Origin of the sequence: Pigmentiphaga kullae, assembly GCF_004216695.1 — a bacterium.
Lineage (GTDB): Bacteria > Pseudomonadota > Gammaproteobacteria > Burkholderiales > Burkholderiaceae_B > Pigmentiphaga > Pigmentiphaga kullae.
This window is the reverse complement of record NZ_SGXC01000002.1, coordinates 529122-555986: the sequence shown is the minus strand read 5'-3', so window position 1 is coordinate 555986 and position 26865 is coordinate 529122. Positions and strand designations below refer to the sequence as shown.

Annotated in this window: 24 protein-coding genes; 12 read left to right on the top strand and 12 right to left on the bottom strand. The window is 63.7% G+C overall.

Going from position 1 to position 26865, the window contains the following annotated elements; genetic code table 11:
* Positions 1-2: 2 nt before the first annotated feature.
* The 4 genes from EV675_RS16970 to mads1 are packed head-to-tail and all read right to left on the bottom strand — an operon-like array spanning position 3 to position 6264.
* Positions 3-1193, bottom strand: coding sequence for a GIY-YIG nuclease family protein (locus EV675_RS16970; protein ID WP_130358404.1), 1191 nt, complete (start codon positions 1191-1193; stop codon positions 3-5).
* Positions 1186-3240, bottom strand: coding sequence for a DEAD/DEAH box helicase (locus tag EV675_RS16965; RefSeq protein WP_130358403.1), 2055 nt, complete (start codon positions 3238-3240; stop codon positions 1186-1188). Before EV675_RS16965 ends, EV675_RS16970 begins: the two co-directional genes overlap by 8 nt.
* Entirely contained in the window at positions 3237-6005 is a 2769-nt protein-coding gene (locus EV675_RS16960; RefSeq protein WP_130358402.1) for a class I SAM-dependent DNA methyltransferase, read from the bottom strand. Before EV675_RS16960 ends, EV675_RS16965 begins: the two co-directional genes overlap by 4 nt.
* Before the next feature lie 58 nt (positions 6006-6063).
* A complete protein-coding gene (gene mads1 / locus EV675_RS16955) occupies positions 6064-6264 on the bottom strand; it encodes a methylation-associated defense system helix-turn-helix domain-containing protein MAD1 (RefSeq protein ID WP_010378957.1) in 201 nt (66 codons plus the stop codon).
* Positions 6265-6585: 321 nt separating this feature from the next.
* Here mads1 and EV675_RS30040 point away from each other — a divergent pair, with 321 nt between their 5' ends.
* Together EV675_RS30040 and EV675_RS16945 are read left to right on the top strand one after the other, a co-directional pair.
* Positions 6586-6735: a hypothetical protein gene (locus EV675_RS30040; RefSeq protein WP_242621567.1), complete on the top strand. Its 150-nt coding sequence runs from the start codon at positions 6586-6588 to the stop codon at positions 6733-6735.
* 205 nt (positions 6736-6940) lie between these two features.
* Positions 6941-7135, top strand: coding sequence for a hypothetical protein (locus EV675_RS16945; protein ID WP_130358401.1), 195 nt, complete (start codon positions 6941-6943; stop codon positions 7133-7135).
* Positions 7136-7264: 129 nt separating this feature from the next.
* On the opposite strand, the gene EV675_RS16940 is transcribed toward EV675_RS16945, so the two are convergent.
* Positions 7265-7480 carry a hypothetical protein gene (locus tag EV675_RS16940; protein ID WP_130358400.1) on the bottom strand — a complete coding sequence of 72 codons (216 nt, stop codon included), beginning with the start codon at positions 7478-7480 and terminating at the stop codon, positions 7265-7267.
* A gap of 103 nt (positions 7481-7583) precedes the next feature.
* Here EV675_RS16940 and EV675_RS16935 point away from each other — a divergent pair, with 103 nt between their 5' ends.
* From EV675_RS16935 to EV675_RS16925, 3 genes are all read left to right on the top strand, one after another.
* On the top strand, positions 7584-8027 hold the full coding sequence (locus EV675_RS16935; RefSeq protein WP_130358399.1) for a helix-turn-helix domain-containing protein: 444 nt from the start codon (positions 7584-7586) through the stop codon (positions 8025-8027).
* Complete coding sequence (locus EV675_RS16930) at positions 8024-8599, top strand: PIN domain-containing protein (protein WP_130358398.1); 576 nt, start codon at positions 8024-8026, stop codon at positions 8597-8599. Before EV675_RS16935 ends, EV675_RS16930 begins: the two co-directional genes overlap by 4 nt.
* Positions 8600-8662: 63 nt before the next feature.
* Positions 8663-9733: an FRG domain-containing protein gene (locus EV675_RS16925; protein ID WP_130358397.1), complete on the top strand. Its 1071-nt coding sequence runs from the start codon at positions 8663-8665 to the stop codon at positions 9731-9733.
* Positions 9734-9932: 199 nt separating this feature from the next.
* Here EV675_RS16925 and guaA read toward each other — a convergent pair whose 3' ends face one another.
* From guaA to EV675_RS16905, 4 genes are all read right to left on the bottom strand, one after another.
* Positions 9933-11561 (bottom strand): glutamine-hydrolyzing GMP synthase, encoded by a 1629-nt coding sequence (gene guaA, locus EV675_RS16920; RefSeq protein WP_130358396.1) that lies wholly within the window; start codon positions 11559-11561, stop codon positions 9933-9935.
* A 3-nt stretch (positions 11562-11564) separates the two neighbouring features.
* The gene (guaB, locus tag EV675_RS16915) at positions 11565-13025 is read right to left on the bottom strand and encodes an IMP dehydrogenase (protein WP_130358395.1); all 1461 of its coding nucleotides are present in this window, start codon (positions 13023-13025) and stop codon (positions 11565-11567) included.
* 122 nt (positions 13026-13147) lie between these two features.
* Complete coding sequence (locus EV675_RS16910; RefSeq protein ID WP_130358394.1) at positions 13148-13486, bottom strand: RnfH family protein; 339 nt, start codon at positions 13484-13486, stop codon at positions 13148-13150.
* Positions 13479-13910, bottom strand: coding sequence for a type II toxin-antitoxin system RatA family toxin (locus tag EV675_RS16905; protein ID WP_130358393.1), 432 nt, complete (start codon positions 13908-13910; stop codon positions 13479-13481). Before EV675_RS16905 ends, EV675_RS16910 begins: the two co-directional genes overlap by 8 nt.
* Positions 13911-13967: 57 nt before the next feature.
* On the opposite strand from EV675_RS16905, the gene smpB reads away from it, so the two are divergent.
* From smpB to EV675_RS16885, 4 genes are all read left to right on the top strand, one after another.
* The gene (smpB, locus tag EV675_RS16900; protein ID WP_130358392.1) at positions 13968-14429 is read left to right on the top strand and encodes an SsrA-binding protein SmpB; all 462 of its coding nucleotides are present in this window, start codon (positions 13968-13970) and stop codon (positions 14427-14429) included.
* 203 nt (positions 14430-14632) lie between these two features.
* Complete coding sequence (locus EV675_RS16895) at positions 14633-15865, top strand: CaiB/BaiF CoA transferase family protein (protein WP_130358391.1); 1233 nt, start codon at positions 14633-14635, stop codon at positions 15863-15865.
* Positions 15862-17073 carry a CaiB/BaiF CoA transferase family protein gene (locus EV675_RS16890; protein WP_130358390.1) on the top strand — a complete coding sequence of 404 codons (1212 nt, stop codon included), beginning with the start codon at positions 15862-15864 and terminating at the stop codon, positions 17071-17073. The genes EV675_RS16895 and EV675_RS16890 overlap by 4 nt, the downstream gene beginning before the upstream one ends.
* A 24-nt stretch (positions 17074-17097) precedes the next feature.
* Positions 17098-19419, top strand: a complete 2322-nt coding sequence (locus tag EV675_RS16885; protein ID WP_130358389.1) for an acyl-CoA dehydrogenase family protein — start codon at positions 17098-17100, stop codon at positions 19417-19419.
* A 12-nt stretch (positions 19420-19431) separates the two neighbouring features.
* On the opposite strand, the gene EV675_RS16880 is transcribed toward EV675_RS16885, so the two are convergent.
* Complete coding sequence (locus EV675_RS16880) at positions 19432-20361, bottom strand: SPFH domain-containing protein (protein WP_124689695.1); 930 nt, start codon at positions 20359-20361, stop codon at positions 19432-19434.
* Between the two features lie 50 nt (positions 20362-20411).
* Entirely contained in the window at positions 20412-20840 is a 429-nt protein-coding gene (locus tag EV675_RS16875) for an NfeD family protein (protein ID WP_130358388.1), read from the bottom strand.
* Positions 20841-20986: 146 nt separating this feature from the next.
* Between EV675_RS16875 and EV675_RS16870 the strand changes: the two genes are divergently transcribed.
* From EV675_RS16870 to EV675_RS16860, 3 genes are all read left to right on the top strand, one after another.
* A complete protein-coding gene (locus EV675_RS16870) occupies positions 20987-22915 on the top strand; it encodes a serine hydrolase domain-containing protein (RefSeq protein ID WP_130358387.1) in 1929 nt (642 codons plus the stop codon).
* 105 nt (positions 22916-23020) lie between these two features.
* Positions 23021-23473 carry a DUF1330 domain-containing protein gene (locus EV675_RS16865; protein ID WP_130358386.1) on the top strand — a complete coding sequence of 151 codons (453 nt, stop codon included), beginning with the start codon at positions 23021-23023 and terminating at the stop codon, positions 23471-23473.
* On the top strand, positions 23470-24369 hold the full coding sequence (locus tag EV675_RS16860) for an alpha/beta fold hydrolase (protein ID WP_130358385.1): 900 nt from the start codon (positions 23470-23472) through the stop codon (positions 24367-24369). Before EV675_RS16865 ends, EV675_RS16860 begins: the two co-directional genes overlap by 4 nt.
* 90 nt (positions 24370-24459) lie before the next feature.
* On the opposite strand, the gene ppsA is transcribed toward EV675_RS16860, so the two are convergent.
* Positions 24460-26823, bottom strand: coding sequence for a phosphoenolpyruvate synthase (ppsA, locus tag EV675_RS16855; protein WP_130358384.1), 2364 nt, complete (start codon positions 26821-26823; stop codon positions 24460-24462).
* Positions 26824-26865 lie beyond the last annotated feature (42 nt).

Here is a 26865-nt window from a genome sequence, read left to right as displayed (position 1 = left end):
TCCTATGCCTTCACCAGCTTCGCTGCACTTGGATCGTAGATGTACCCGGTGATGCTGCCATCCTTGATGCGCGCCACGGCTTCGTCGATGACGAACAGCGGAACGAGAAACCACTCCTCGGGCTGCACAGGATGGCCGAAGCGGTCATTGATAGTGATGTTCAACCGTGCAGGCGCGAACAGCCTATGGAACAGGTTCTCCATCCGGGTGCGGTTGATGCCTGCGAGCTTGTAGGTCGCCACCACTTCGACCTTCGCCAATAGGTAGGTGGAGTCGTGTTCGGCGTTGGCGATGCGCGCCTCCACCCTGCCGCCGGTAACACCCACCTTATGGATGAGGTCGCGGTGCTGCGCGATGTAGGGGTGATCCGACAGCGAGCGCAGGACGTAGATCGTGCCGCTCTGGATGTCGCCTTCTTCTAAGCTGTCATTGAATAGAGGCCCCGCATCCGGGTCGCTGATAACGCGCGCGGCCTCATCACGATGGAGCGCGCGCTGGAACGACCGCAAGAGTATCTTGCTTTCGGTTCCGTTGTCGAAGATCACCCGCAGTCGACTGTCACGTCGATCGTATTGCGTGGTGAAGTCCTCGCCAACCTCGGCGATATACGCGATCTGCCCATTGAGGATGTAGTAGGCCCCCTGCTGGATAGCTTCCATTGCCTTTGCCTGGCTCAGAAAGCTCCTGGTGTTGCGAACACCACTCTTGAGGTCCTGCTTTATCGCCTTGAACAGGTGTTCATAGCGATCAAAGTCGTCGCATTTTTCGCGATGCTCAATCTCCTCAGCAGCGCGCTTTTCGACGCTGGTGCGGACATGGCGCAGGACCGTGATGTCGTCCGCATGGGGAATGTCAGCCAGCTCGGCGGCCAGGCCATCGATGTCGATAGTTGCGTCCGCCGAAGCGGTGATGGTCGGCGCCCCAGCAAGCAAGCCCTGCTGGTCTAGCTGCTCAAGCAAGGCGCGGCAATCCGGGAGCGCGCGTAGACGGTCGAGCCGCACGGCATATAGGCGCTCGAATATGTCGCGGTCTTCGCCATGCTGCGGCGCACGCCCGTGCTGCTCTACGAAGCGTTGGATTTCCTCGAAGCCAGCGATGACACGCTCCTCGCTGGCTGGACGTCCATTTTTCTTCTCAGGCGGAGCGAACTCGGCAAGCTCCGCCGCCAGGTCGTCAAGATCGGAGTTACTCATAGCGCCCCTCCGCCCTGAAGCGCATGAAGGCGGCCGCACCTTCGGCAAGGTGCTTTTCCCAGGCGTCCAGGGAGGTCACCGATGGCGCCCGCCCACGCTCGCGTTTGAACTCCACCGCACGCTTGGCAATCACTTTGGCATCTTCAGGCGTGATCGAGGTGCGCTTGGCTGAGATGGCCACCGCGACCTGCTTCAAGCTGTCCTCGCTCATGGTCTTGGCAAGGATGGCGTAGGCTTCGCCGAAGGGGTTGATACGGTCGATGAGATCGATGTCCAGCTCGCGCACGTCCATTGCAAAGCGGCGCACACCGTCGATCAGGGCGGTGTTGCCCCCCCCCTCTCTCTCGCCGTCGGTGACAAGCCGCTTGGCCTGCTGCGTGAGGTTGAGGGCGGCGATGGCGTGCTGGCGCACGGCCTCCTGATCTTCAGCGTCAAGCTCGGGATACTTGTCCTTGATGATCTTGCCCATGCGAACCTGCGTCAGCTCCTCGGGCACCAGCTCCTCATCGAACAGGCCGCGCTCGATGGTGGGCTTGTCCTGTACAAACGCAGCGATGACCTCGTTCAAGTCTTCTTGGCAGATGCGCGCTGCCTCTTTGCTCTTGGGTTCGGCGAGGCCCTTGATCTCGATCTGGTACGCCCCTGTCTGCTCATTGACGCCGATGTTGCAGCGGTCTGGGTCATAGCCACCCTCGCCATAGGTAAAGCCTGGCGTCGGGCCGCTGTCGGGATTCTTGGGCTTGAACTCGAAACGCGGAGCGAGAACCTGCTCCATCAGCAGACTCGCCGCGATGGCCTTCAACGTATCGTTGATGGCCTCTGTGACCGCTTCCTCGGTCGCATCCGGCTCGGCGATCAGATTGGTGAACCTCGCGCGAATCTTTCCAGGTGCATCGCGGGTGGCACGACCAATGATCTGAACGATTTCGGTCAAGCTGGCACGGTAGCCCACGGTCAGCGCGTGTTCGCACCAAATCCAGTCGAAGCCTTCCTTCGCCATACCCAGCGCGATGATGATGTCCACATGGTCGCGGTTGTTCTTCTGCACCGGGTCTTTAAGCGCGGCGGACACCCGGTCACGCTTTGAGGCATCGTCATCGACCAGATCAGCGATGCGCAATACGCGGCCATCCGGGCGCTTGACGAGTTGGAACCCTGTGGCGGCATCGATGCCCTGCCACTCCCCCAGCGCCTCGATGATGTGCTCCACCTCGCGCATCTTGTCCTTCGTGCTCTCGCGCGAATTGACGTTGGGGATGTGGATAATGGTCTTCTCGGCAGGGTCAAGGACATTGAGGATGTCATCGACGTAGGGGCCGCTGTAGAAGAAGTAGCCGATGTCGAGTTGCTTAAGATACTCGTAGCCGTTGAGCTGTTCGTAGTAGGTGTACGTAACGGTATCGAACTTCGACTCGTCTTGCGGAGCGAGGACGGCCTCAGCGTCGCCCCGGAAGTAGGAGCCGGTCATTGCGACGATGTGAGTCTTGCCCCGTGCGATGAACTGGCCTAGGTGTGTGCCCAGTTTATTATCGGGGTTGGCCGAAACGTGATGAAACTCATCGACGGCGATCAGACGGTCGTCGAACGCCTCGACGCCATAGGCATCGATCGCAAAGCGGAAAGTGGCGTGGGTGCAGACCAGCACCTTGTCGTCGCCTTCGAGGAACACGCCGAGGGACTTGACCTTACCGCCATTGTCGTTGCCTGGCGCATTGCACAAGTTCCACTTTGGCTCGACGCGCCAATCAGCCCAGAAGCCGTACTTCGACAGCGGCTCGTCGTTGAAGCTGGCTCCGATGGACTTCTCGGGCACGACGATGATGGCCTGCTTGAGGCCCTGATTCTTGAGCTTGTCGAGTGCCACGAACATCAGTGCCCGACTCTTCCCCGATGCTGGTGGCGACTTGATAAGCAGATATTGCTCACCTCGCTTCTCGTAAGCGCGTTCCTGCATGGGCCGCATCCCGAGGGAATTGGCTTTGGTCGATACACCGTTACGCGCATAGGAGACGGAGACGGACGGTACGGACTTGATCTTGTCGCTCATGCGTTGGCTCCCGCTCTGCGTTTCTTGCCCTTGGCCGGTGCAGCCAAAGCGGTCATCTTGGTATAAAGATCGAACAGCCTTTCCAGCCGCTCGGTGTCGTTCTTGAAGCGGCGGCCGATGTAGATGCGTTCCAGCACTTCGTCATTGCGCTCATGCGCGGCGCGCAGGTCGGCGGGCATTGCGTCGGGGTCGTAAAGGTCGGCTATAGTAGCTGGAAAATGATGCTCCCGCGCCAGCAGAATATCCTCGGCGCAGCGCGTAAGGTCCGTCCTATTTTTTTCTGTCAGCGCTGGAACCGGGAAGGTGTTCCAACCAAGGGTATTTGAGTACCGGGGGTCACTCTTCATCCTGCCGCACACCGTCTTGGCCCAGACTGTGTGAAGGCGGGACACGACAATCGCCAAGTTCCAAAGCGGTGCATTGAAGAGCCCAAACGCCTCAGTGACGATACCACCTCGCTCTAGCAACGATGCGGGAATGTAATCGCGGTTTTCGGAAGCTGTTTTTGAAACGATGATGACCGACTCGTCACCGGTCTGGCGAATCTCTCCAAAGCGATACGGAAATCGACTTAGTGAGTTCGTTGCTGGTCTCTTGCTTTGCTCCCGTGCTGTTCTCACGCGGTTAAAGCGAAATGCGAGCGCAGGGATCTCATTTGCCTTCTCGTACTGATCGTCACTCACCCAAACGCAGTATCTCGGGACACCATTGATGAATTCTCGCGTGCCTGCTGCGGATCGAACGAACGGCAGTGTCCTGCGGTCAGTGATAAGTTCCTTGTATTCGCTATAGTTCATCAGCAGAGCCCCGCCGTCATTGGGCATGCTGCCGAACGACATGGGTGACACATCGGACAAAGCTGTGCGTCGCTCGTCGACGAAGACCGTCGGGCCAGGGACCATGTAAGGTCCAATTTGATCCACGTCCCTGGCTAATCCGTCTGAGATTACTCGGCATTTCTCGGGTAATGAAGAAATCCCAATGATGGATACCGTAACTACGGCTTTCTTCGAGGCCAAGTTCGACCACTTGAACGACGGCTCTGCGAAAAAAATTCTCAAATCGTTACCGAGTAGCGCAGGCCAAATTCTGGCGACTTGCCTACCTTGGTGAATGCTATTGGTTGCTACAAAAGCAAACTTAGCGCGATACCTGCGAACAAAATTTGCCGCCTTAGCAAACCACCCCAAAACGTAGTCAGCTACTCCAGAGTTGATATTCTCCCCTGCAAAAACATGGGCCAAGTCTGACTTCTGCTGGTCGGTTTGATCTTGGCTTCCTTTGTACGGCGGGTTACCACAGATGTAGATCTCGCCGCCCTCGTTCTCGAAATCGATTTCGGCCTGATCGAGCGGCGTCTCAAAGAAGTCTCTCGATTGCAGTTTCACGCCGGTCCCAATTGATGGACACACGTTTAACCAATCGAGCCAGAGCGCATTGCCGCAAGTGATCCAGTTCTCGTTCCGCAAGGGCAGGAACTCGGCAAGGGCCAGCTTCTGGCCGCGATACAGCACGTCGCACTGATATTCGGCGATGACCAACGAGAGCCGCGCTATCTCCGCCGGAAAATCTCGCAGTTCGATCCCGCGGAAGTTCGTCAACGGGATACCAGATGCGCGATCTGGCTCACCGCGCCGCTTATTGATCTCAGCCTCGATCGCGCGCATTTCCTTGTAGGCGATGACCAGGAAGTTGCCCGAACCGCAGGCCGGATCGAACACGCGAATGCGGGCGATGCGCTTGCGCAGGTTGAGCAAGGTGCGCGGGTTGTCGCCCGCTTCTTCCAGCTTTGCACGCAGGTCGTCGAGAAACAGCGGGTTCAGCACCTTCAGGATGTTGGGAACACTGGTGTAGTGCATCCCCAGCTCGCCACGCTCCTCGTCCTCAGCGACGGCCTGGATCATCGACCCGAAGATGTCCGGGTTGATTTTGGTCCAGTCCAGCCCACCGACGTGAAGCAGATAGGACCGTGCAATCTTGCTGAATCGCGGGACTTCGTCGCCGCCTGAGAACAACTGCCCGTTGACATAGGGGAAATCGTCGATATTGGCCCACCGAGGCAGCCCAGCGGCCGCCCGATCCTCACGCTTGGTGTTCATGGTGCGGAACAGCGTGGCGACGACCTCGTGCGTATTGGTCGAATCCCCCGCACTCATCCGCGCGACGGTCTCGGTGAACTTGCCCCTGCCGCCAAAGATATCGGTGTCCTCGGCGAAGAAGCAGAAGATCAGCCGCGCCATGAGCTTGTTCATGTCGTGGCGATGCTCCGCCGTGCCCCATTCCGGGTTGTCCTTCAGCAGTTCGACATACAGACGGTTCAGGCGGCTGGTGGCCCGGATGTCGAAGGCGTTCTCACTGATCTGGCGGACAGTGCTGATGCCCGCCAGCGGCAGGAAGAAGCCGAAATGGTCGGGAAAATCCCTGAAGGCACAGGCGACGGTCTCGCCGCTGGTCAGGTCTTCGGCCTCAAAGTCCGCCCCGTCCGTGGCGAGGATGAACTTCGCCTTGGCCTTGGCCGTAGCCGGGCTGGCCTTAAGAGCGGCCAGCGTCTGCGTCACCCGCCCAGTGTCGCAGGTCAAAATGTGGATGTTGCTAGTCTGGAGAACACCACCGAGATCGGACTTGTTCGACGCCCCCGCGCGCAGGCGCTTGATGGTCGTCGCCTTGTTGCCAAAGGCTTCCAGGAAGGCGTAGGGGAACTCTGCGGGGTCAAAGGGCTGCTCCGCGAGGTCGGTGACGGCTTGTTCGATTTCTACGGCATTCATGGGCGTGCAGCCCCCCTTAGGGGCGTGGCCGCCAAGTTGCTATCGTTTTGCGGAGCGCTCATGTCTTGTCCTGCGTTTTCTCGGCTATCTGCGCGGCAATCCAGCGATCCAACTCGCTGCGACGAAACCGCCAGGTGCCGCCCAGCTTGAATCCCGGTATCTCCCCCTGCTGGGCTAGCCGGTACACGGTCTTCTTCCCTGCCTTGAGGTAGACTGCCACTTCATCCAGCGTGAGAATTTCGCTATCGGGTTGGTTCATTTCAGGCGGCCCGCTTGGTGTCGCGCGGCGAAGTCTTCCAAAGTTTGGCCAAGTTTACCATCTGACCCCCTCGAATGAACCCCGAATCTCATGTGCGCGAAGCCATAGATTCGGCCGGTGCCACGCGTTGCGGCAGGCTCGCGGCACCAGTTCGATTGCAAGGCCTGCTTTACGCAGATGGTTACGCCAAGAAGGTGGTCGCGTCTCTCTTCCCAGGGAAAGCAGGCAACGTAGTAGCCTGTGGCCTCATCTGGATGAGGCGGGCTGAGCAATATCAGCGTAAGGTGTGCGATGGGCAAAGAGGAAACAGGGAAAGTGGACATGGCGCGTTGGCTGCATGAACAAATCGGCCCTGCCTACGATGCGTTGAAGGCCGCCGCAGGCCGCGCCGTTAATGCAGACCAAGTGCGCGCCCGGCTGACTGACGTCGCCCAAGCTGTCGAGCTGGCCGCCGCGTCGATGCGGGCCTAGAACCCCTTACGCCCTTTGACCCGGCCGAAGACCTGACCACTGCTGAAGCCGTAGCCACATTCCTGGCCGACGCCGAGGCGACGGCCGACCCCGCCTATATCGAACACGTCCGCGAAGTCGCAGCACGTGCGCGAACCATGCACAGCATCGCGTCGTGACGGTACCGTTTCCCTCGGGACTTTTCCCCGGAAATGAGGCAAGCACGATGACTGCTATCTGGATGTTTGAGGGTGGGCGACTGGAAGCCCGCGACGAGACCGGCGAGCTGCTGCGCTGGTGGTTGGCTGATGAGGCGATGGGCAGGCCGCTTGCCGCCTTGCTAAACGATACGCACAGCCTGAGCAGGTTGTTTCTCTGGCCGTTGTTGGACGCCAAGGAAGGGCTGGACACGCCAGCATAGAACGAGCTGGCCAGCATCGCCATTTCTGGCGGTGCTTGGCGATGCCAAAGATTGCCTGATGGTGCCGAACGAAGTTACAAAAAAAGCCCGCTCAGTGCCAGTCGATGCCAGACGTGGAATCACTCCCACTCAGTTATCAATAGGAAGAAAAAGCTGTTTTAAATCAGAGTATTGAAACAGACAGATCCGCCAATGCCACGAAAAATACCATGGCGAACCACCGGCTCGCTCATCAGTGACGCAAACGCGCAGCGGTGTCGATTTATCTTCTTCAGACGTCATTGAGTCAAAAGAACTTGCTCCACGCAGCAGGACAACAGAGATCCGGCCCTCGTCATCTCCCATCCCTCTTTCGTTTATTGCGTTTTTCGTTTATTTCGAATATGCTAGACTTTGAGATTGCTTCACAGCCCAGGAACTAGCCATAACCACCACTGCCCCAACCAAGATGACGCTGCCCGCCGAACGGGAGGTCCAGGCAGCCGTGCAAGGTCAACGCGCCTTGGCGGCCTACTTGGCAACGCGCTTCGAAACACAACACATCCAGATCTTCGATGACCGGAACCAGGCCCATCAGGTGGAGTTGCCTACCTCCGCGCTGCGTTTGCTGGTCGATATCCTGGCCGAGTTGGCTGGTGGCAATGCCGTAAGAGTCGTACCCGTCCATACGGAGCTGACGACCCAGGAAGCTGCGGACATGCTCAACGTCTCCCGCCCTCATCTGGTCAAGCTGCTGGAGGATGGCGTGCTGCCGTTCCATCGAACGGGGAAGCATCGCCGAGTGCGGTTCGCGGACCTGATGCAGTACAAGGATGCACGCGATCGTGCTAGCGAAGAAGCCATGGCCGAACTCGCCCGCCAAGCTCAGGAATCAGGCATGGGGTACGAATGAGGCACTCCCCCTTCACTGTCATCTTCGATGCCTGTGTTCTCTATCCCGCGCCGCTGCGCGACTTTCTGATGTGGCTAGGGTTGTCGGGACGGTTCCGTGCTCGCTGGAGTCGCGACATTCATGAGGAGTGGAAACGCAATTTGCTACTCAACAGGCCTGATCTGACACGTGTACAGGTGGATCGCACTTCAGACCTGATGGATCGCGCAATCCCCGATGGTTTGGTAGATGGGTATGAAGATCTCATTGCAGGGTTGACTCTGCCCGACCCCGACGATCGCCATGTTCTCGCTACGGCCATCCGCTGCGGTGCCAACGTGATCGTGACCTTCAATCAACTGGATTTTCCAGCGGACGTGCTCGCTTCCTACGGAGTTGAATCTCAACATCCCGACGAGTTTGTGGAGAATCTCTTTGACCTTGATGCAGCAGCGGTGGTAGCCGCCGCGCAGCGACAGCGGGCGCAACTCAAGAATCCGCCTATCGACGTCGATCGCTATCTGGAGATCCTATTTCGGCAAGGACTGGTTCAGACGACCAAAGCCTTAGCGACCTATTGTTCCATTCTCTAACATCGCAGCTCAACGCGGCCCATCAGGCGCCTGCCGTAGCCGAAGAATGGGAAACCTGCCAAATTGGAGAGAATTGAGTTGGCTATTGATTGGACAAATGCCTCTGGAGGCATCGAAGTAGCGGTGGCAGCAACGGCTCAGGAATTTATTGACGCTCTTCGTCCATCCAATTCCCATTGGTGGGAAGGTGCATCTTGCCCGTGGGTTTTTCGGGGCCACGCATACGAGGAATGGCAGTTATTACCTTCGGCTTGGCGCCCGTCGAATACCATCTTGAACAACAGTATTACTGAAGCGACGCGCCGCTTTGACGCTGTGCAGCCGACGCAAAATCTCAACTGGTTTTGGCATCCCAACTACTGGTCCGGTTCCGCTGCATTTGGCCCACGCGATGCCGAGCTTAGTAGGTTCCTAACAATCCAAACCACTGCCGAGTATTTGCCAGTGTGGGACTTCATCAGCAGGTGTGATGAACTGGGAATGCCGGTACCGATGACAAATCTCGGACCGGATCCAACTACCAATCCAGATTGGTTGGCGGATCCTCACAATCCGATATTTGGCGACGAATTCTTGCGCTTCTCAGATTTGCCGGCTGCCTTGGCTCTCGCACAGCATCATGGGATACCTACGCGTCTTCTTGACTGGACACGAGATCCGATGGCCGCCGCATTCTTTGCCGTTGAGCCATTGCGGGTTGCAAACGCTGGAGCACATCTGGTCGTTTGGGCATTGCACAAGAGCCATGCACAGAGAGTTTCTGTCGAAGGAGTCAGCTTCCCCAATGCACCAAATGGCGCCCCACGATTTGATCCCACCATCGCAGTCGTCAGGCCATCTACTCGCGACAACCCGTTCTTAGCTGCTCAGGCTGGGCTGTTCACGACCATTAGCAGGTCTGGCATTTATTTTATGAAATCAGGTGGTAAACGACCTGGCATTGCGGAGTTTGTTTCTGAGGCCAACCCGGCCATCACGGTACTTAGGAAGCTTAGATTGGCACACGAGCATTTAGCCGACTTAATAGAGATTCTTCGCCGTGAGAATATTTCCCGATCTGCACTCATGCCCACCATGGATAACGTGGCGCAAGACGTTCGAACGAAATGGACACAGCAAGAAGTGATGGATTGAACCATCGCGCGCCGTGAAAAACGAAGCCAATGCTAAGGCGGGTCTCGATACCATGTTGGGATTGTGCCCCAATGCATGGTATCGGCGTTTTTCCCTTGGTACACCCTACACGTACCATGAAAAAAACCATTGATGATGTGGAAGACATAGTTATTGAAATTAAATTTTAACATTTAAATCAATAACTTATAAAACACCCTCACTCCCACTCAATCGTCGCCGGCGGCTTCCCCGACACGTCATAAACCACCCGATTCAACCCCCGAACCTCGTTGATAATCCGGTTCGAAGTCCTCCCCAACAACGCATAAGGCAAATGCGCCCAATGCGCCGTCATGAAGTCGGTGGTCTGCACCGCGCGTAGCGCGACGACGTAGTCGTACGTCCGCCCGTCCCCCATCACGCCCACGGACTTCACGGGCAGGAACACGGCAAACGCCTGGCTGGTCAGGTCGTACCAGTTCTTCCCGACCTCTTCCGCCGCGCACAGGCCCGCGGCGGCATCCTGTTCGGTCGCCCGCGTGCCCCGCAGTTCTTCGATGAAGATCGCATCCGCGCGGCGCAGCAGGTCGGCGTATTCCTTCTTCACCTCGCCCAGGATCCTCACGCCCAAGCCGGGGCCAGGGAACGGGTGCCGGTAGACCATGCCATGCGGCAGGCCCAGCGCGATACCCAGCTTGCGCACTTCGTCCTTGAACAGTTCGCGCAGCGGCTCGAGCAGCTTCAGGTGCAAGGTATCGGGCAGGCCACCCACGTTGTGGTGCGACTTGATGGTGACGGCCTTGCCGGTCTTGGCGCCGGCCGATTCGATCACGTCGGGGTAGATGGTCCCCTGCGCCAGCCACTTCGCGCTCTTGAGCTTGCCGGACTCGCGCTGGAAGACTTCGACGAATTCCTTGCCGATGATCTTGCGCTTGGCCTCGGGATCCGTTTCGCCGGCCAGCTTGCCCATGAAGTCATCCGTGGCATCGACGTGGATGATCTTCAGGCCCATGTTCTCGGCGAAGGTCTTCATGACCTGTTCGCCTTCGTTCAGGCGCAGCAGGCCGTGGTCGACGAACACGCAGGTGAGCTGGTCGCCGATGGCCTTGTGGATCAGGGCGGCGGCAACGGAAGAATCGACGCCGCCGGACAGGCCCAGGATCACCTCATCGCTGCCGACCTGTTTGCGGATGGCCTCGACGGCTTCGCTGACGTAGTCGGGCATGTTCCAGTCGTCGCCGCAGCCGCAGATGTCGTGCACGAAGCGCGCCAGCAGGGCCTGGCCCTGGACGGTGTGGGTGACTTCGGGGTGGAACTGGACGGCGTAGTAGCCGCGGTCGACGTCGGCCATGCCGGCGATGGGACACGAGGCGGTGGAGGCCATGAGCTTGAAGCCGGGGGGCAGTTCGGTGACCTTGTCGCCGTGGCTCATCCAGACCTTGAGCATGCCGTGGCCTTCGGGGGTGGCGAAGTCCTGGATGCCGTTCAGGAAGGGGGTATGGCCATGGGCGCGGACTTCGGCGTAGCCGAATTCGCGGTGATCGCTGAAGCTGACCTTGCCGCCCAGTTGCATGGCCATGGTCTGCATGCCGTAGCAGATGCCGAGCACGGGCACGCCGGATTCGAACACGGCCTGGGGGGCGCGCATGGAGGCTTCGTCGTAGGCCGAGGCGTGGCTGCCGGACAGGATGACGCCCTTCAGGCCCTTGGCGAGTTCGCCGCGGACGAAGTCGTCCGACACGTCGTAGGGATGGATTTCGCAGTAGACCTGCGCTTCGCGCACGCGGCGGGCGATGAGTTGGGTGACTTGCGAGCCGAAGTCGAGAATCAGGATGCGGTCGTGCACGCTTCAGTCCATCCGGTAGTTGGGGGCTTCTTTGGTGATCTGCACGTCGTGGACGTGCGATTCGCGGATGCCGGCGGCGGTGATCTGGACGAATTCGCTCTTGGTGCGCATGTCGTCGATGGTGGCGCAGCCGCAATAGCCCATGGAGGCGCGCACACCGCCCACCAGTTGGTAGATGATGGCGATGACGCTGCCCTTGTAGGGGACGCGGCCTTCGATGCCTTCGGGCACGAATTTGTCGGAGTTGTTGGCCGGGTCCTGGAAGTAGCGGTCGGCCGAGCCGTCGGCCATGGCGCCCAGGCTGCCCATGCCGCGGTAGGACTTGTACGAGCGGCCCTGGTACAGGACGATTTCGCCCGGGGCTTCGTCGGTGCCGGCGAACATGCCGCCCATCATGACGGTGTAGGCGCCGGCCGACAGGGCCTTGGCGATGTCGCCGGAGTAGCGCACGCCGCCGTCGGCGATCAGGGGGACGCCGGTGCCTTCCAGGGCTTCGGCCACGTTGGAGATGGCGGTGATCTGGGGCACGCCCACGCCGGCCACGATGCGGGTGGTGCAGATGGAGCCGGGGCCGATGCCGACCTTGACGCCGTCCGCGCCGGCTTCGACCAGCGCGCGGGCGGCGGCGCCGGTGGCGATGTTGCCGCCGATGACCTGCAGTTGCGGGTAGTGCTTCTTGATCCAGCGCACGCGGTCGAGCACGCCGGCGGTGTGGCCGTGGGCGGTGTCGACGATCAGGACGTCGACGCCGGCGGCGACGAGTTTCTCGACGCGTTCGTCGGTGCCCTCGCCCACCCCGACGGCGGCGCCGACGCGCAGCTTGCCGTGCTCGTCCTTGCTGGCGTTGGGGTTCTCGGTGGTCTTGATGATGTCCTTGACGGTGATCAGGCCGCGCAGCTCGAAGCTGTCGTTGACGACCAGCACGCGCTCCAGCCGGTGCTTGTGCATCAGGGCCTGGGCCTCGTCCAGCGAGGCGCCCTCGCGCACGGTGATGAGGCGCTCGCGCGGCGTCATGACGGTGCGGATGGGTTCGTCGTAGCGGTCTTCGAAGCGCAGGTCGCGGTTGGTGACGATGCCGACCACCTGGCGGCCCTCGACTACGGGCAGGCCGGAGATGCCGTGCTGGCGCTGCAGCTCGATGACTTCGCGCACCTTCATGTGGGGCGCGATGGTGATGGGGTCGAGCACGACCCCGGCCTCGTAGCGCTTGACCCGCGCGACTTCGCGCGCCTGTTCGTCGGCCGTGAGGTTCTTGTGGATGATCCCGATCCCGCCTTCCTTGGCCATGGCGATGGCCAGGCGCGATTCCGTGACGGTGTCCATGGCGGCGGACACCAGGGGAATGTTCAGCGAGATTTCACGGGTCAGGCGGGTTCGAAGACTGGTATCGCGGGGCAACACCGCAGAATATGCGGGCACCAACAACACGTCATCGAAAGTAAGCGCATTTTGTACGAGACGCATCGAGTAACCCCTGGCCGCAATAAACCTACTATTGTAAATCAGAGCGGGGGGCTGCGCTGTTCCGCCTTGCTGTCAAGAGGGTTTATATGCGGGAAAACCCACGGTTTGCCCGCAGGCTGCGCTTAGCGGGCCCGTCCGCGCCCCTTGGCGCCGGCCGAAGCCGCCTTGTGGGCGGCCCGCCGGCGGCGGGATTCCTTGGGGTCGAAGACCAGCGGGCGGTAGATTTCGACCCGGTCATGGTCGTGCAGCACGTGGTCCAGCGGCCGGCGGCGGCCGTGGACGCCGGTACCGGCCCGGGCGGGATCCACGCCCGGGTAGGCCAGGCGAAAGCCGCTGGCGCGGATGGCGTCGGCCAGGGTCGCCCCCTGGGGCAGGACGAGTTCCCGCAGCCAGGTTTCCGTGGCATCCGCATAACAGACGCTGACGGCCACGGTGCCGCCCTGCCCCGCCGGGCTATCCATAACAGGCTTCGGCCCGCTGGGTGAAGGCGTCGATGAAGCTGGTGGCGATACGATTGAACACGGGGCCGACCAGGGCCTCCAGCGCACGGCTGGAAAACTGGTATTGCATGGTGAAGACCACCTTGCAGGCATCGTCGGCCAGGGGCTGGAACTCCCAGACCCCTTCGAGCATCGAAAACGGTCCATCGACCAGATCCAGCTGGATGCGGTCGGGGTAATGGTGGGTGTTGCGGGTGGTGAAACGCTGGCGCAGGCCGGCGAACTGGATCACGACCGAAGCGCGCACGCCGTTCTCGTCCCGTTCGTGCACCTCGGTTCCGCCGCACCAGGGCATGAATTTGGGGTAGTCCTCGACCTTGGCCACCAGGTCGAACATCTGGGCGGCGCTATAGGGGACCAACACCGAACGTTGCACTTTATGCATGCGTAGACGATCCGATTGGGCAAATTGCTAGAATGAATCATTTTAACGGCGTGACGAATGAGCATCATTGAGAACCGCAAGGCATTCCACGACTACTTCATCGACGAGCGTTTCGAGGCCGGCCTGGTGCTCGAAGGCTGGGAGGTGAAGGCCATCCGTGCCGGGCGCGTGCAGCTCAAGGAAAGCTACGTCATCGTCCGCGATGCCGAACTCTACCTGCTGGGCATGCACGTCAGCCCCCTGGAAACAGCCTCCACCCACGTCCATCCCGACGCCACCCGCACGCGCAAGCTGCTGCTCAAGGCCGAGGAAATCAACAAGCTGATCGGCAAGGTGGAACAGCGCGGCTTCGCGCTGGTGCCGCTGAACCTGCATTTCAAGAACTCGCTGATCAAGCTGGAATTCGGGCTGGCGCGGGGCAAGAAGCAGTTCGACAAGCGCGACACCGAGCGCGAACGCGACTGGCTGCGCGAGAAGGCGCAGATCATGAAGCACGATACGCGCAAGCGCGCCTCCTGACTCCTTTAGCGGGTGCACGCCCTAGGCATATCAGCTTTGGCGCCGCGGTGATGAACAGCCGCGCGGCGGCTACCTATACTCGTGCCAGCCATCCACCGCACGAGACCGGACCCGGATCCGGCCAGGAGACGCCCCATGCCGCGCCGCACCGCCCCCTGCCCTCCTGACATCCCCTACCTGTCCACCCACGGCGCGAGCCGGCCATGAGCAGCCTGGCGGGCGTGAAGGTCCTGGACCTGAGCCGGGTGTTCTCGGGCCCCTGGGCCGCGCAGATGCTGGCCGATTTCGGGGCCGACGTAATCAAGGTGGAACGCCCCGGGCGCGGCGACGACGTGCGCCACCAGGGGCTGCGGGCGCGCGGCGAGGACGGCGGCGAGGTGGGCGAAACCTCGTCGTTCATGTCCATGAACCGGGGCAAGCGCTCGGTGGCCATCGACCTGTCCAGGCCGGCCGGACAGGCGCTGGTGCGCGAGCTGGCCATGCGCTCGGACATCCTGATCGAGAACTTCAAGGCCGGCGACCTGGCCCGCTACGGGCTGGACCACGCGTCGCTGGCGGCGCTGAACCCCAGGCTGGTGTATTGCTCGATCAGCGGATTCGGGCAGACCGGTCCCTATAGCCACCTGCCGGGCTACGACCCGCTGTTCCAGTCCATGAGCGGACTGATGAGCATCACCGGCCATGCCGACGGCGAGCCCGGCGGCGGGCCGCTGCGCGTGGGCTATTCGGTGGGGGACATCACCGCCGGCTTCTACGCGGTCAGCGCCATCCTGGCGGCGCTGCGCCACCGCGACGTGGTGTCCGGCACGGGGCAGCACATCGACCTGGCCCTGCTGGACGCCCAGGTGGCGTCGATTTCGCACGTGGCCATGATGTACCTGGTGTCGGGGCGGCAGCCGGCGCGGCTGGGCAATGCCTCGCCCATCACCTGCCCCTGGCAGTCGTTCGACTGCGCCGACGGCCAGATCGTGGTCGCGGTGGGCAACGACACGCAGTTCGCCGCCATGTGCGAGGTGCTGGAACTGCCCGGGCTGCCGGACGATCCGCGCTATGCCACCAATCCCATGCGGGCCCGGCACCGGCTGGAGCTGGTGCCGCTGCTGGAACAGGCCATCGTCCGGCATCCCGTGGCGCGATTGCGCGCGGCCTTCGATGCCGCCGGCGTGCCCTGCGGCCCCATCAACGACTTCGCGCAGGTGTTCGACGATCCGCAGATACGCCATCGGGAAATGCTGCGGCGCATGCCCACGGCCGCGGGGCGCGATATTCCCCAGGTGGCCAATCCGGTCCGTTTCTCGGAAACGCCGGTCCAATACCGGCGCGCCCCGCCCGGCCTGGGCCAGCACACGGACGAAGTGCTGCGCGAGGTGCTGGGCCTGGAGACGGCCGAGCTGGAGGCCCTGCGGCGCGACCGCATCATCCAGGCCGCCCCATGACCGCGCCGCTGCACGGCATCCGCGTGCTGGACCTGAGCCGGGTGTTCTCCGGCCCGTTCGCGACCCAGATGCTGGCCGACCTGGGGGCGGACGTGATCAAGGTCGAACGGCCGGGCGTGGGCGACGAGGCCCGCCACCAAGGCTCGCCGCTGCGGGACGCCGAAGGCAGACCGCAGGACTGGACCTCGTCCTTCCTGGCGATGAACCGCGGCAAGCGATCCATCGCCATCGACCTCGCCAGGCCCGAGGGGCAGGCGCTGGTGCGCGACCTGGCACGGCAAAGCGACGTCTTCATCGAGAACTTCAAGGCCGGCGACCTGGGCCGCCACGGGCTGGACTACGCGTCGCTGCGCGCGGCCAATCCGCGCCTGATCTATTGCTCGATCACCGGCTTCGGCCAGGACGGGCCGCGCGCCCGCCAGCCGGGCTACGACCTGGTGTTCCAGGCCATGAGCGGCATCATGAGCATGACGGGCGACCCCGACGGGCCGCCGCAGCGCGTGGGCTATTCGGTGTCGGACATCACCGCCGCCTACCATGCGGTGATCGGCATCCTGTCGGCGCTGCACGCGCGCCAGGCGGGCCTGTGCGAAGGCCAGCACATCGACATCGCGCTGCTGGACTGCCAGTTGGCCGCCGCCTCGCACGTCGCGATGGGCTATCTGCTGTCGGGCGAACAGCCGGCGCGCATCGGCACGCGCTCGCATTTCATGGTGCCCTACCAGGCCTTCGACTGCGCGGACCAGCCGGTGGTGGTGATGTGCGGCAACGACGACCAGTTCCGCCGGCTGGCCGCCGCGCTGGGCCTGCCCGGGCTGGCGGACGATGCGCGCTACGCCGCCAATCTCCGGCGCATGCGGCACCAGGACACGCTGGTGCCCCTGCTGCAAGAGGCGCTGCGCGCGCACCCGCGCGCCCACTGGCTGGATGTGCTGGACCGGGCCGGCGTGCCCTGCGCGCCCATCCAGGACTTCCGGCAGGCCTTCGACGATCCGCAGGTGCGGCACCGCCAGGTGGTCACGCACCTGCCCTTCACGCCCACCGGCACCCTGCCCCTGGTGGCCAATCCCGTGCGCCTGTCGGAAACTCCGGTCGAATACCGGCGCCCACCGCCGGCGCTGGGCGAGCACACCGAGGAAATCTGCGCGCAACTGCTGCAAGTGCCGGTTGAACGGCTGCGCGCGCTGCGCGAGCAAGGCATTCTTTGACGGGGCACGCCCCCGGGGACTTTCATGGACGACACTCTGCGGGAATTTCGCGACAGCGCCGCCGGCTACCTGGGCGCGGCCGACCAGCGGCAGCGCATGCGCGCGCTGGACGACAGCGCGGGCGGCCACGACCGCGCCGAATGGCGGCGCATCGCGAAACTCGGCTGGCTGGCGGTGCTCGTGGCCGAGGCCGACGGCGGACTGGGCCTGGGTCTGCCCGAACTGTGCGCGATCGCCCAGGAAGCCGGCCGCCATCTGCTGCCCGAACCGCTGGCCGCGGCGGGCGCGCATACGATGGCGCTGCTGGCCGGCGTGCCCGCCACGCCGCTGCGCGCGGCGTTACTGGAGAAGGCGATGTCGGGCGACCTGCTGATGGGCGTGGCATGGCAGGAACACGCCGGCCAGCTCGATCCGGACGCCCAGCCCGGCGCGCACGCCACGCGCGAGACCATGGGGCTGCGGCTGGCCGGCCGCAAGCGCTTCGCCCAGCCCGGCGCCGGCGTGGACGGCTGGCTGCTGACGGCCACGCTGGACGGCGAAGTCGCCCTGCTGTGGCTGCCCCGCGAGCGGCTGGCTCGCGCCCCCGCCACCCGGCGCCAGGTGGATGGCAGCGCGCAGGCCGACCTGGAGCTGGACGGCTCGGTCCTGGACGCGGAGCACGTGCTGGCCACCGGCCCGACGGCCATCGAGGCCCTGGCGCGCGCCAACGACGCGGCGCGCCTCGCCCAGAGCGCGGAACTGGCGGGCATCGCGCGGCGGGCGCTGGAACTGACGCGCGACTATCTGGCGACGCGGGAACAGTTCGGCCGCCCCATCGGCAGCTTCCAGGCCTTGCAGCACCGCCTGGTCGATGGGCTGATACAGGTGGAGCTGGCCGAGGCCTGCCTGCGCGAGGTGCTGGCGCAGGCGGCACCGGATATCCCCGCCACCCGACTGGCGCGCCTGGCCAGCCGGGCCAAGGCCCGATGCGCCCACGCGGCGTTGGAGATGACCCGCATGGCGATCCAGCTGCACGGGGCCATCGGCACCACCCATGAATACGACATCGGCCTGTATTTCCGCCGCGCGATGGCGCTGTCCGCGCACCTGGGCAACGCCGAGGCGCACCGCATGCGCTACGCGGCGCTGGCCGCGCCGCAGGCGGATCACCACGAAGCCGCCCCGTCGCCCGCGCCCATCACCGCGTTCCCCGCCGACGCGGACTGGGAGGCCATGCCCGAAGCCGAGTTCCGCCGCCTGGTGCGCGCGCTGTTCGACGCCCATTACCCGCAGGACCGGCGCCACATGCCCTACCGGCAGACCTGGGCCGAGACGCGCGACTGGTACCTGACGCTGGCCCGCCTGGGCTGGCTGGCACCGGCCTGGCCGCGCGAGCATGGCGGCATGGGCTTGCCGCCGGACAAGCTGATCGCCTACATCGAGGAGGCCGAGGCCTACGGCGTCGCGCGGCCGCCCGACCAGGGGCTGAACATGGTGGGCCCCATCCTGATGCGCTTCGGCACCCAGGAACAGCGCGCCCGCTTCCTGCCGGCCATCCTGAAGGGCGAGCACGTCTGGATCCAGGGCTATTCGGAACCCAACGCCGGCTCGGATCTTGCCGCCGTGCGCACGGAAGCCGTGCCCGACGGCGACCATTTCGTCGTCAACGGCCAGAAGACCTGGACGACCTGGGGCTCGGACGGCACGCACATGTTCATGCTCGTGCGCACCGACAAAACGGTGAAAAAGCAGGCCGGCATCAGCTTCCTGCTGGTGGACCTGAAGACGCCCGGCATCACCGTGCGCCCCATCCGCAACATCGCCGACGAACGGGAGTTCTGCGAGGTGTTCTTCGACAATGTGCGGGTGCCGCGCGAGAACCTGGTGGGCGGCCTGAACGAAGGTTGGACGGTGGCCAAGGCGCTGTTGGGCTTCGAGCGCCTGTTCACCGGCAGCCCCAAGCATTCCCAGCACACGCTGCGGCAGGTGGAGAAACTGGCGCGCCAGCGTGGCCTGTTCGACGATCCCGCCTTCGTCGCGCGCCATACGGCCCTGCAGCTCGACACGCTGGACCTGGGGGCGGCGTACGGCTGCTTTGCCGAACTGGCCAAGCGCGGGGCGGCCATCCCGCCCACCGTATCGGTCCTGAAGATCTGGTCCACCGAGACCTACGAGCGGCTGGCCCTGCTGCTGATCGAGGCCGCCGGCGAATACGGCGCGGTGCGCGACCACGCCGTCACCGACGAGATCGACCTGCACGTGGTGGCACCGCTGTTCAACGCGCTGGGCGCGAAGATCTTCGCCGGCAGCAACGAGATCCAGCGCAACATCCTGGCCAAGGCCGTGCTGGAGCTGCCCTCGGGCTGAAGGCTGCGGCGTTCAGCCCTGCCCGGCCTGCGTGCCCTTGACCACGGTCAGCGCCGAAGCGATCAGGCCGCTGATGTCGCTGACGTTGGCGGGCACGATCAGGGTGTTGTTGGTCTTGGCAAGGTTGCCGAAGGCATCGACGTAACGCTCGGCCACTTTGAGATTGACCGCTTCCATGCCGCCGGGGTGCTTGATGGCCTCGGCCACCTGGATGATGGCCTTGGCGGTGGCGTCGGCCACGGTGACGACGGCGTTGGCCTCGCCCTGGGCCTGGTTGATCTGGGCCTGCTTTTCGCCCTCGGAACGGGCGATGGCGGCCTCGCGCTCGCCGGTGGCGATGTTGATCTGTTCCTGGCGGCGGCCTTCGGAGGCGGCGATCAGGGCCCGCTTCTCGCGCTCGGCGGTGATCTGGGCCTGCATGGCGCGCAGGATCTCGGCCGGCGGCGTCAGGTCCTTGATTTCGTAGCGCAGCACTTTCACGCCCCAGTTCAGCGCGGCCTCGTCCAGCGCGCTGACGATGCTGCTGTTGATCTGCTCGCGTTCCTCGAAGGTCTTGTCCAGCTCCAGCTTGCCGATGACCGAGCGCAGCGTGGTCTGGGCCAGCTGGGTGATGGCGACGATGTAGTTGGACGAACCGTACGAGGCACGCATCGCATCGGTAACCTGGAAGTACAGGATGCCGTCCACCTGCAATTGCGTGTTGTCGCGCGTGATGCACACCTGGCTGGGCACGTCCAGCGGGATTTCCTTGAGCGAATGCTTGTAGGCCACGCGTTCGATGAACGGGATCACGAAGCCGGCGCCGGGCGAGAGCACGCGGTCGAACTTGCCCAGGCGCTCGACCACCCACGCATGCTGCTGCGGAACGATGGCGATGGCCTTGACGACGATGAGGATGGCCAGGAAAACAATGACCAGCAGGACGATGGTGGATGCGCTCATGGTGCTTCCTTGTGGTATTGCCAGAGACGGGAAGGCCGTCCGCAACGGCCTTAGCGAGTGGGCGAAAGAACGAGGCTGTTGCCGCGCATCTCGGTGATCACGAACTGCCCGGCGACCGGCTCGGCCCCGGGCGCGAGCTCGGCCTGCCAGTGCGCCCCACGATACCAGACCCGCGCGGTGCGATCTTCGTTCCAGGCCTCGACCTTCACAGTCTGGCCGATGTCCATGTTGACGTTGGCGTTGGAAGACGGCGGCGAACCGCGCTTCTTCAGCACGTTCAGGCGCTTGAGCAGCAGCGTGCACAACACCACCGCCGCCGCGCACAGCACCAGCTGCCAGGCGATGTCCACGCCCAGCCAGGCCGCGATGCCGGCCACGGCGAAGCCAACGGCGACCATGAGCAGATAGAAGGTGCCGGTCATGACTTCGCCGATCAGGGCCAGGGCCATCAGACCGAACCATACCCAGGCGGGATTCATAGTTGCCTCCTTCGAGCGAGAGCGGACGCGGCCCGCCGGCTCGGCCGTGCGGCGCGAAACGTGCCGCAGTGACGTATCTGCCTCTATTATGCCTGCCTGGGGGAAATGCCGCCCGGCCATGCCCCCCGGCAACCGGAGGAACCACCATGCGCATACCGCCCGCCCCCAGGCCCGCCTGTCCTTCATCCGCCAGCCGACGGCAATTCCTGGGTTATGGCGGGGCCGGCATGCTGGCCGCGGTCCTGCCCGGCTGCGGTGGGGGCGACGGCCCGACGCCCGCCGCCTACGCGCAGACCATCGAATGGGGCCGCCAGGAAATCGCGCGCGCCCTGTCCGGCGATCCCGACAACGTGGCCGCGGTCTCGATCGCCCTGCTCAAGAACGACACCGTGGTCTGGCAGCAGGCCTTCGGCCGCGCTTCGGTAGAGGACAACGTCGCAGCCGGCATCCAGACGCGCTTCAACATCGGTTCGGTCAGCAAGGTACTGGCGGCGCTGGCCGCCATGATCCTGCGGGACCGCGGACTGCTGGACCTCGATGCACCGGTGGCGCGCTACCTGCCCGACTTCACCATGCTGTCGCCCGAGTACGCCCGGATCACGACCCGGCACCTGCTTTCGCACTCCTCGGGCCTACCCGGCACCAGCATGCGCAACGCCTTCGCCTTCGAGCCCATGCCGGGCTACGCGGTCAACGCCGAAGCGGCCCTGGCCGACGAGCACCTGAAGCATCTGCCCGGCGAACTGGCGGTCTATTGCAACGACGGCTTCACGATGATCGAACGGGTGGTGGCGGCCCTTGCGAAGCAGGACTACACATCCTTCATCCAGGCCAACGTGCTGACTCCCCTGGGCATGGCCGACTCCGGTTTCCTGACGAAGAAACCGACGGGCGGTTCGTTCGCGCTGCCATATGCGGGCGGCAGGCAGTACCCCCAAGAGTTCGTCAGCCCGCTGGCCACCGGCGGCCTGACCGCCACGCCGGGCGACATGATGAAGCTGGCGCGCCTGTTCCTCGAACGGGGCACCTACCAATCGCGGCGCATCGTGTCGGCCGACGGCATCGCGCAGATGGGCACCGACCAGACCCGGGGCCTGACCATCAATCCTTCGCCGGAATGGGTATGGGGGCTGGGCTGGGACAGCGTGCGGCATCCCGCCCTGGCCGCGGCCGGCGTCCAGGCGTGGCAGAAGAACGGCGGCACGGCGTTTTTCTCGAGCGACTTCTACGTCCTCCCGGACCAGCGGTTGGCCCTGATGGTGACCGGCAACACGGGCAACGCACAACGCCCCGACACCTATCGCGCCGGCGCGCTGGCCGAAGGCGTACTGCTGCGCGCCCTGGTCGAGGACGGCACGATACGCGCCCTGCCGCCGCTGGTCGCCCATACCGCGCCGCCCGTGGCGGCATCGCCCGGGCTGACCGACGCTGTGGGCGTCTACGCCAACTACAACCAGCCCACGCGGGTCACCGCCAACCAGGACGGCAGCTTCTCGCTGTCGTCCTGGAACGGCACTGCCTGGCAACCGATGAACGGCGGCGCCCGATACAGCTATCGCAGCGACGGCTGGTGGTGGGGTGGCGATGCCCCCATCAGCTACCGCTTCGAAGTCGTGTCCGGTATCGACGCGAACGGCCAGCCCTATCGCTATCGCTACCTGATGCTGCGCGGCCCCCTGTTCGGCGCCGGCTACAACGAGACCACCCTGCCCGTGGGCCAGCAACTGCTTCCGCTGGCGCCGCTGGGTGCCGCCTGGCAGGCGCGGCTGGGCAAGACCTGGACGGTCACCAACGAATCCCCGGCGACCGTTCCATCCACCCTGAACGGCACCCCCTACGCCACGCTGGGCAGCCTGCCCGAACTGCCGGGCTACATCCTGGTGCGCAACAGCAGCTACGACGACGGCTCGCCTGAATACCAACTCCTGGCCCCGCTGGCCGCCGACCGCGCCGGCATGACGGTCAAGATCCCCGCCAACGCCGGCCGCGACCTGTACGAGCTGCACTTCGCCACCGCCGGAGGCAAGGAAACGCTGACCATAGGCAGTTGGACCTACGAGGCAGCCGTGGGCTGATCTGGCGGTGCCTGCAAATATTTACCCGGGTAATATTGACGATCAAATTTTACCCGGATAAAATTTGCAAACGCTCACGCCAAGCCCAACAGGAAAATCTCGAAAATGGCATCGTCCACCCCATCCCCTCGCTACCTGGAACCCACGCAGCAATCCGGCCGCGCATTCATCATGAGGAAAATGCAGGGCAACGTCGTCATGTTGAACCTGCTGCGCTTTCGCGAGATTGCCGACTACGCCGCGAACCCGGAACTGGCGCCGAAAGAGCCCATCAGCGGCGCGCAGGCGTTCGATCGCTATATCCACCACACACTGCCGCTCCTGCACGCAAGCGGTGGGGACCTGCTGTTCCTCGGCACTGGCGGCCCGCTCCTGATCGGCCCGGAAAACGAACGCTGGGACCTGGCCATGATGGTCAGACAAAGCAGCGCCGAGTCATTCCTGGATTTCGCGAACAATGCGGAGTATCTGGCGGGCATGGGCCATAGAACGGCGGCGATCGAAGACGCCCGGCTCCTTCCGTTGACGCAGATCGAGAAAACGAGTTCAAGCAAATGAAGTCCCTGCGAGCCAACGGCATCACCGTCTGCTACGACAGCCTGGGTGACGAAGACGACGACACCATCCTGCTGATCTCGGGTCTTGGTACTTACATGATCCGCTGGACGGATCCCTTCTGCCTAAGCCTTGTGGCAAAGGGTTTTCGCGTCATCCGCTTCGACAACCGGGATGCGGGTCTGTCGAAGCATTTCACGAACTCACCCACTCCGGATTTCGCGGCCTTGGCAACGGCCATCGCGGCGGGCCGGAAGCCGGACGTGCCTTACACCCTCGATGACATGGCGGCAGACGCCATCGGCCTGCTGGACGCCCTGTCCATCGAGCGCGCACACGTCGTCGGGCGTTCGATGGGCGGCATGATCGCGCAACTGATGGCCGGTGATCACCCGCAGCGCGTGTCGTCGCTGGCTTCCATCATGTCCAGCACGGGCAACCCCGGTCTGCCTTCGGCGGCGGCCGACATCATGGCGATGCTGACCAGGCGGGCGCCCCACGCCGTTGACGATGAAGAGGGATTCGTCGCGCATGGCCTCGCGTTTGCGAACCGCATCGGCGGCACCCGCTTCCCCATCGATCGGGAAGCGCACCGCGCCATGATTCTGGAAGAGTCCCGCCGCGCCTACGATCCGGCCGGTTTCGGACGGCAGATCGCCGCGATCGCCGCCACGGGGGATATACGGCCACGGCTTGCCCGTATCCGTGTCCCGACCCTGGTGGTACATGGCAGCGACGATGCATTGATCCCGCCGGCCTGCGGCGAGGATACGGCGGCGTCCATCCCCGGCTCGGAATTTCTACTGATCGAGGGCATGGGCCACGACTTGCCGGCCGCGCTCCATCAGACACTTGTCGACGCAATTTGCAGGAACGCGCGCCGCGACATCGGCAAATAAAAGAACGCCTGGGGCACAGTGGATCCGGCTCCGCCGGTCCACCAGTGCCGCCCCCCCCCCGGGGGGGCAAGTCAGCGCATAGGGGGGACCCTATTCAGCGAGCTTCTTCCAGGTGTCGACCACGGTATCCGGATTCAGCGAGATCGACTTGATGCCCTGGTTCTTCAGCCACACCGCGAAATCGGGATGGTCGGAAGGCCCCTGGCCGCAGATGCCGACGTACTTGTCAGCCTTCAGGCAAGCCTCGATGGCACGCTGCAGCAGCGCCTGCACGGCCGGGTCGCGTTCGTCGAAGTCGGCGGCCAGCAGTTCCAGGCCCGAGTCGCGGTCCAGGCCCAGGGTGAGCTGGGTCAGGTCGTTCGAACCGATCGAGAAGCCGTCGAAGTGCTCGAGGAACTGCTCGGCCAGCACCGCGTTGGACGGCACTTCGCACATCATGATCAGGCGCAGGCCGTTTTCGCCGCGCTTGAGCTGGTTGTCGGCCAAGAGGCCCACTACGCGCTCTGCCTGCTTGAGCGTGCGCACGAAGGGAACCATGATCTCGACGTTGGTCAGGCCCATGTCCTGGCGCACGCGGCGCAGCGCCTCGCATTCCATGCGGAAGCACTCGGCGAACTCGTCGGCGATGTAGCGCGACGCGCCGCGGAAGCCCAGCATGGGGTTCTCTTCCTCGGGCTCGTAGCGCGAGCCGCCGATCAGCTTGCGGTATTCGTTCGACTTGAAGTCGGACATGCGCACGATGACGGACTTGGGGTAGAAGGCCGCGGCGATCGTGGCGATGCCTTCGGCCAGCTTGTCGACGAAGAACGCGCGCGGGCTGGCGTAGCCCCGGGCCACCGACTCCACCGCCTTCTTCAGGTCGCCGTCGACATTCGGATAGTCGAGGATGGCCTTGGGGTGGATGCCGATGTTGTTGTTGATGATGAATTCCAGGCGGGCCAGGCCCACGCCGCCGTTCGGGATCTGCGCGAAGTCGTAGGCGAGCTGCGGGTTGCCCACGTTCATCATGATCTTGACGTCGATGGGAGGCATTTCCCCGCGGCGGACTTCCTCGACCTCGGTTTCCAGCAGGCCGTCGTAGATCCGGCCCTCGTCGCCTTCGGCGCAGGACACGGTGACCATGGCGCCGTCCTTCAGGACGTCGGTGGCGTCGCCGCTGCCGACGACCGCCGGGATGCCCAGTTCACGCGCGATGATGGCCGCGTGGCAGGTACGGCCGCCACGGTTGGTGACGATGGCCGAGGCGCGCTTCATGACCGGCTCCCAGTTGGGATCGGTCATGTCGGTGACCAGCACGTCGCCGGGCTGGACCTTGTCCATGTCGGCGATGTCGCCCACCAGGCGCACGGGGCCCGAGCCGATCTTCTGGCCGATGGCGCGGCCGGTGACCAGCACGTTGCCGGTGGCCTTCAGGCGGTAGCGCTGCTGCACGTCGTTGCCGGACTGCTGCGACTTCACGGTTTCCGGGCGGGCTTGCAGGATGTAGATCTTGCCGTCGTTGCCGTCGCGGCCCCACTCGATGTCCATGGGACGGCCGTAGTGTTTCTCGATGATGACGGCGTAGCGCGCCAGCTCGATGACGTCTTCGTCGGACAGCGAGAAGCGGTTGCGCAGCTCGGGCGCGACGTCGACCGTGCGCACGGCGCGGCCTTCGGTGCGGGCCGGGTCGAATTCCATCTTGATCAGCTTGGAGCCGATGCGGCGGCTGACGATGGGATACTTGCCGGCGGCCAGCGTGGGCTTGAAGACGTAGAACTCGTCGGGGTTGACCGCGCCCTGCACCACCGTTTCGCCCAGGCCGTAGGACGAGGTGATGAAGACGACGTCGGGGAAGCCCGATTCGGTGTCGATGGTGAACATGACGCCGGCCGCGCCGGTGTCGGAGCGGACCATGCGCTGGATGCCGGCGGACAGGGCCACGTCGGCATGGGCGAAGCCCTTGTGCACGCGATACGAGATGGCGCGGTCGTTGTACAGCGACGCGAACACGTGGCGGATCTTGTCCAGCACGTCGTCGATGCCGACCACGTTCAGGAAGGTTTCCTGCTGGCCGGCGAACGAGGCATCGGGCAGGTCTTCGGCGGTGGCGGACGAACGGACGGCGAACGAGCCCTTGCCGTCGGCGTCGAGCTTGGCGAACGATTCACGGATGTCCTTCTCGAACTTGGCCGAGAAAGGAGCGTCGACGATCCATTGCCGGATTTCCGCGCCGGTTTCGGCAAGCGCGCGCACGTCTTCCGGATTCAGGGAAGACAGGCGATCGTTGATCCGGGTATCCAGACCCGAATCCTTCAGGAAATCGCGGAAAGCCTCTGCCGTCGTGGCAAAACCCCCGGGCACGCGGACGCCGGCGCCGGTGAGCTGGCTGATCATCTCTCCAAGTGAGGCGTTCTTTCCTCCTACCGAGTCAACATCCGTCATCCGGAGTTGCTCGAACGGCACAACATAAGACATGAAAGTCCCCTATTACAATGGCAAGAAAGCTTGTTTGGCGAG

Excerpts from the sequence above, each read along its gene's own strand:
- EV675_RS16890 (WP_130358390.1), top strand. The coding sequence starts at position 15,862 with ATGACCGCGCCGCTGCACGGCATCCGCGTGCTGGACCTGAGCCGGGTG.
- EV675_RS16945 (WP_130358401.1), top strand. The coding sequence starts at position 6,941 with ATGACTGCTATCTGGATGTTTGAGGGTGGGCGACTGGAAGCCCGCGAC.
- EV675_RS16905 (WP_130358393.1), bottom strand. The coding sequence starts at position 13,910 with ATGCATAAAGTGCAACGTTCGGTGTTGGTCCCCTATAGCGCCGCCCAG.
- EV675_RS30040 (WP_242621567.1), top strand. The coding sequence starts at position 6,586 with ATGGCGCGTTGGCTGCATGAACAAATCGGCCCTGCCTACGATGCGTTG.
- EV675_RS16880 (WP_124689695.1), bottom strand. The coding sequence starts at position 20,361 with ATGAGCGCATCCACCATCGTCCTGCTGGTCATTGTTTTCCTGGCCATC.
- mads1 (WP_010378957.1), bottom strand. The coding sequence starts at position 6,264 with ATGAACCAACCCGATAGCGAAATTCTCACGCTGGATGAAGTGGCAGTC.
- EV675_RS16970 (WP_130358404.1), bottom strand. The coding sequence starts at position 1,193 with ATGAGTAACTCCGATCTTGACGACCTGGCGGCGGAGCTTGCCGAGTTC.
- EV675_RS16860 (WP_130358385.1), top strand. The coding sequence starts at position 23,470 with ATGAAGTCCCTGCGAGCCAACGGCATCACCGTCTGCTACGACAGCCTG.
- EV675_RS16910 (WP_130358394.1), bottom strand. The coding sequence starts at position 13,486 with ATGGATAGCCCGGCGGGGCAGGGCGGCACCGTGGCCGTCAGCGTCTGT.
- EV675_RS16875 (WP_130358388.1), bottom strand. The coding sequence starts at position 20,840 with ATGAATCCCGCCTGGGTATGGTTCGGTCTGATGGCCCTGGCCCTGATC.
- EV675_RS16940 (WP_130358400.1), bottom strand. The coding sequence starts at position 7,480 with ATGGGAGATGACGAGGGCCGGATCTCTGTTGTCCTGCTGCGTGGAGCA.
- EV675_RS16935 (WP_130358399.1), top strand. The coding sequence starts at position 7,584 with ATGACGCTGCCCGCCGAACGGGAGGTCCAGGCAGCCGTGCAAGGTCAA.
- EV675_RS16865 (WP_130358386.1), top strand. The coding sequence starts at position 23,021 with ATGGCATCGTCCACCCCATCCCCTCGCTACCTGGAACCCACGCAGCAA.
- EV675_RS16930 (WP_130358398.1), top strand. The coding sequence starts at position 8,024 with ATGAGGCACTCCCCCTTCACTGTCATCTTCGATGCCTGTGTTCTCTAT.
- EV675_RS16965 (WP_130358403.1), bottom strand. The coding sequence starts at position 3,240 with ATGAGCGACAAGATCAAGTCCGTACCGTCCGTCTCCGTCTCCTATGCG.
- EV675_RS16895 (WP_130358391.1), top strand. The coding sequence starts at position 14,633 with ATGAGCAGCCTGGCGGGCGTGAAGGTCCTGGACCTGAGCCGGGTGTTC.
- smpB (WP_130358392.1), top strand. The coding sequence starts at position 13,968 with ATGAGCATCATTGAGAACCGCAAGGCATTCCACGACTACTTCATCGAC.
- EV675_RS16870 (WP_130358387.1), top strand. The coding sequence starts at position 20,987 with ATGCGCATACCGCCCGCCCCCAGGCCCGCCTGTCCTTCATCCGCCAGC.
- ppsA (WP_130358384.1), bottom strand. The coding sequence starts at position 26,823 with ATGTCTTATGTTGTGCCGTTCGAGCAACTCCGGATGACGGATGTTGAC.
- EV675_RS16885 (WP_130358389.1), top strand. The coding sequence starts at position 17,098 with ATGGACGACACTCTGCGGGAATTTCGCGACAGCGCCGCCGGCTACCTG.
- EV675_RS16960 (WP_130358402.1), bottom strand. The coding sequence starts at position 6,005 with ATGAATGCCGTAGAAATCGAACAAGCCGTCACCGACCTCGCGGAGCAG.
- guaB (WP_130358395.1), bottom strand. The coding sequence starts at position 13,025 with ATGCGTCTCGTACAAAATGCGCTTACTTTCGATGACGTGTTGTTGGTG.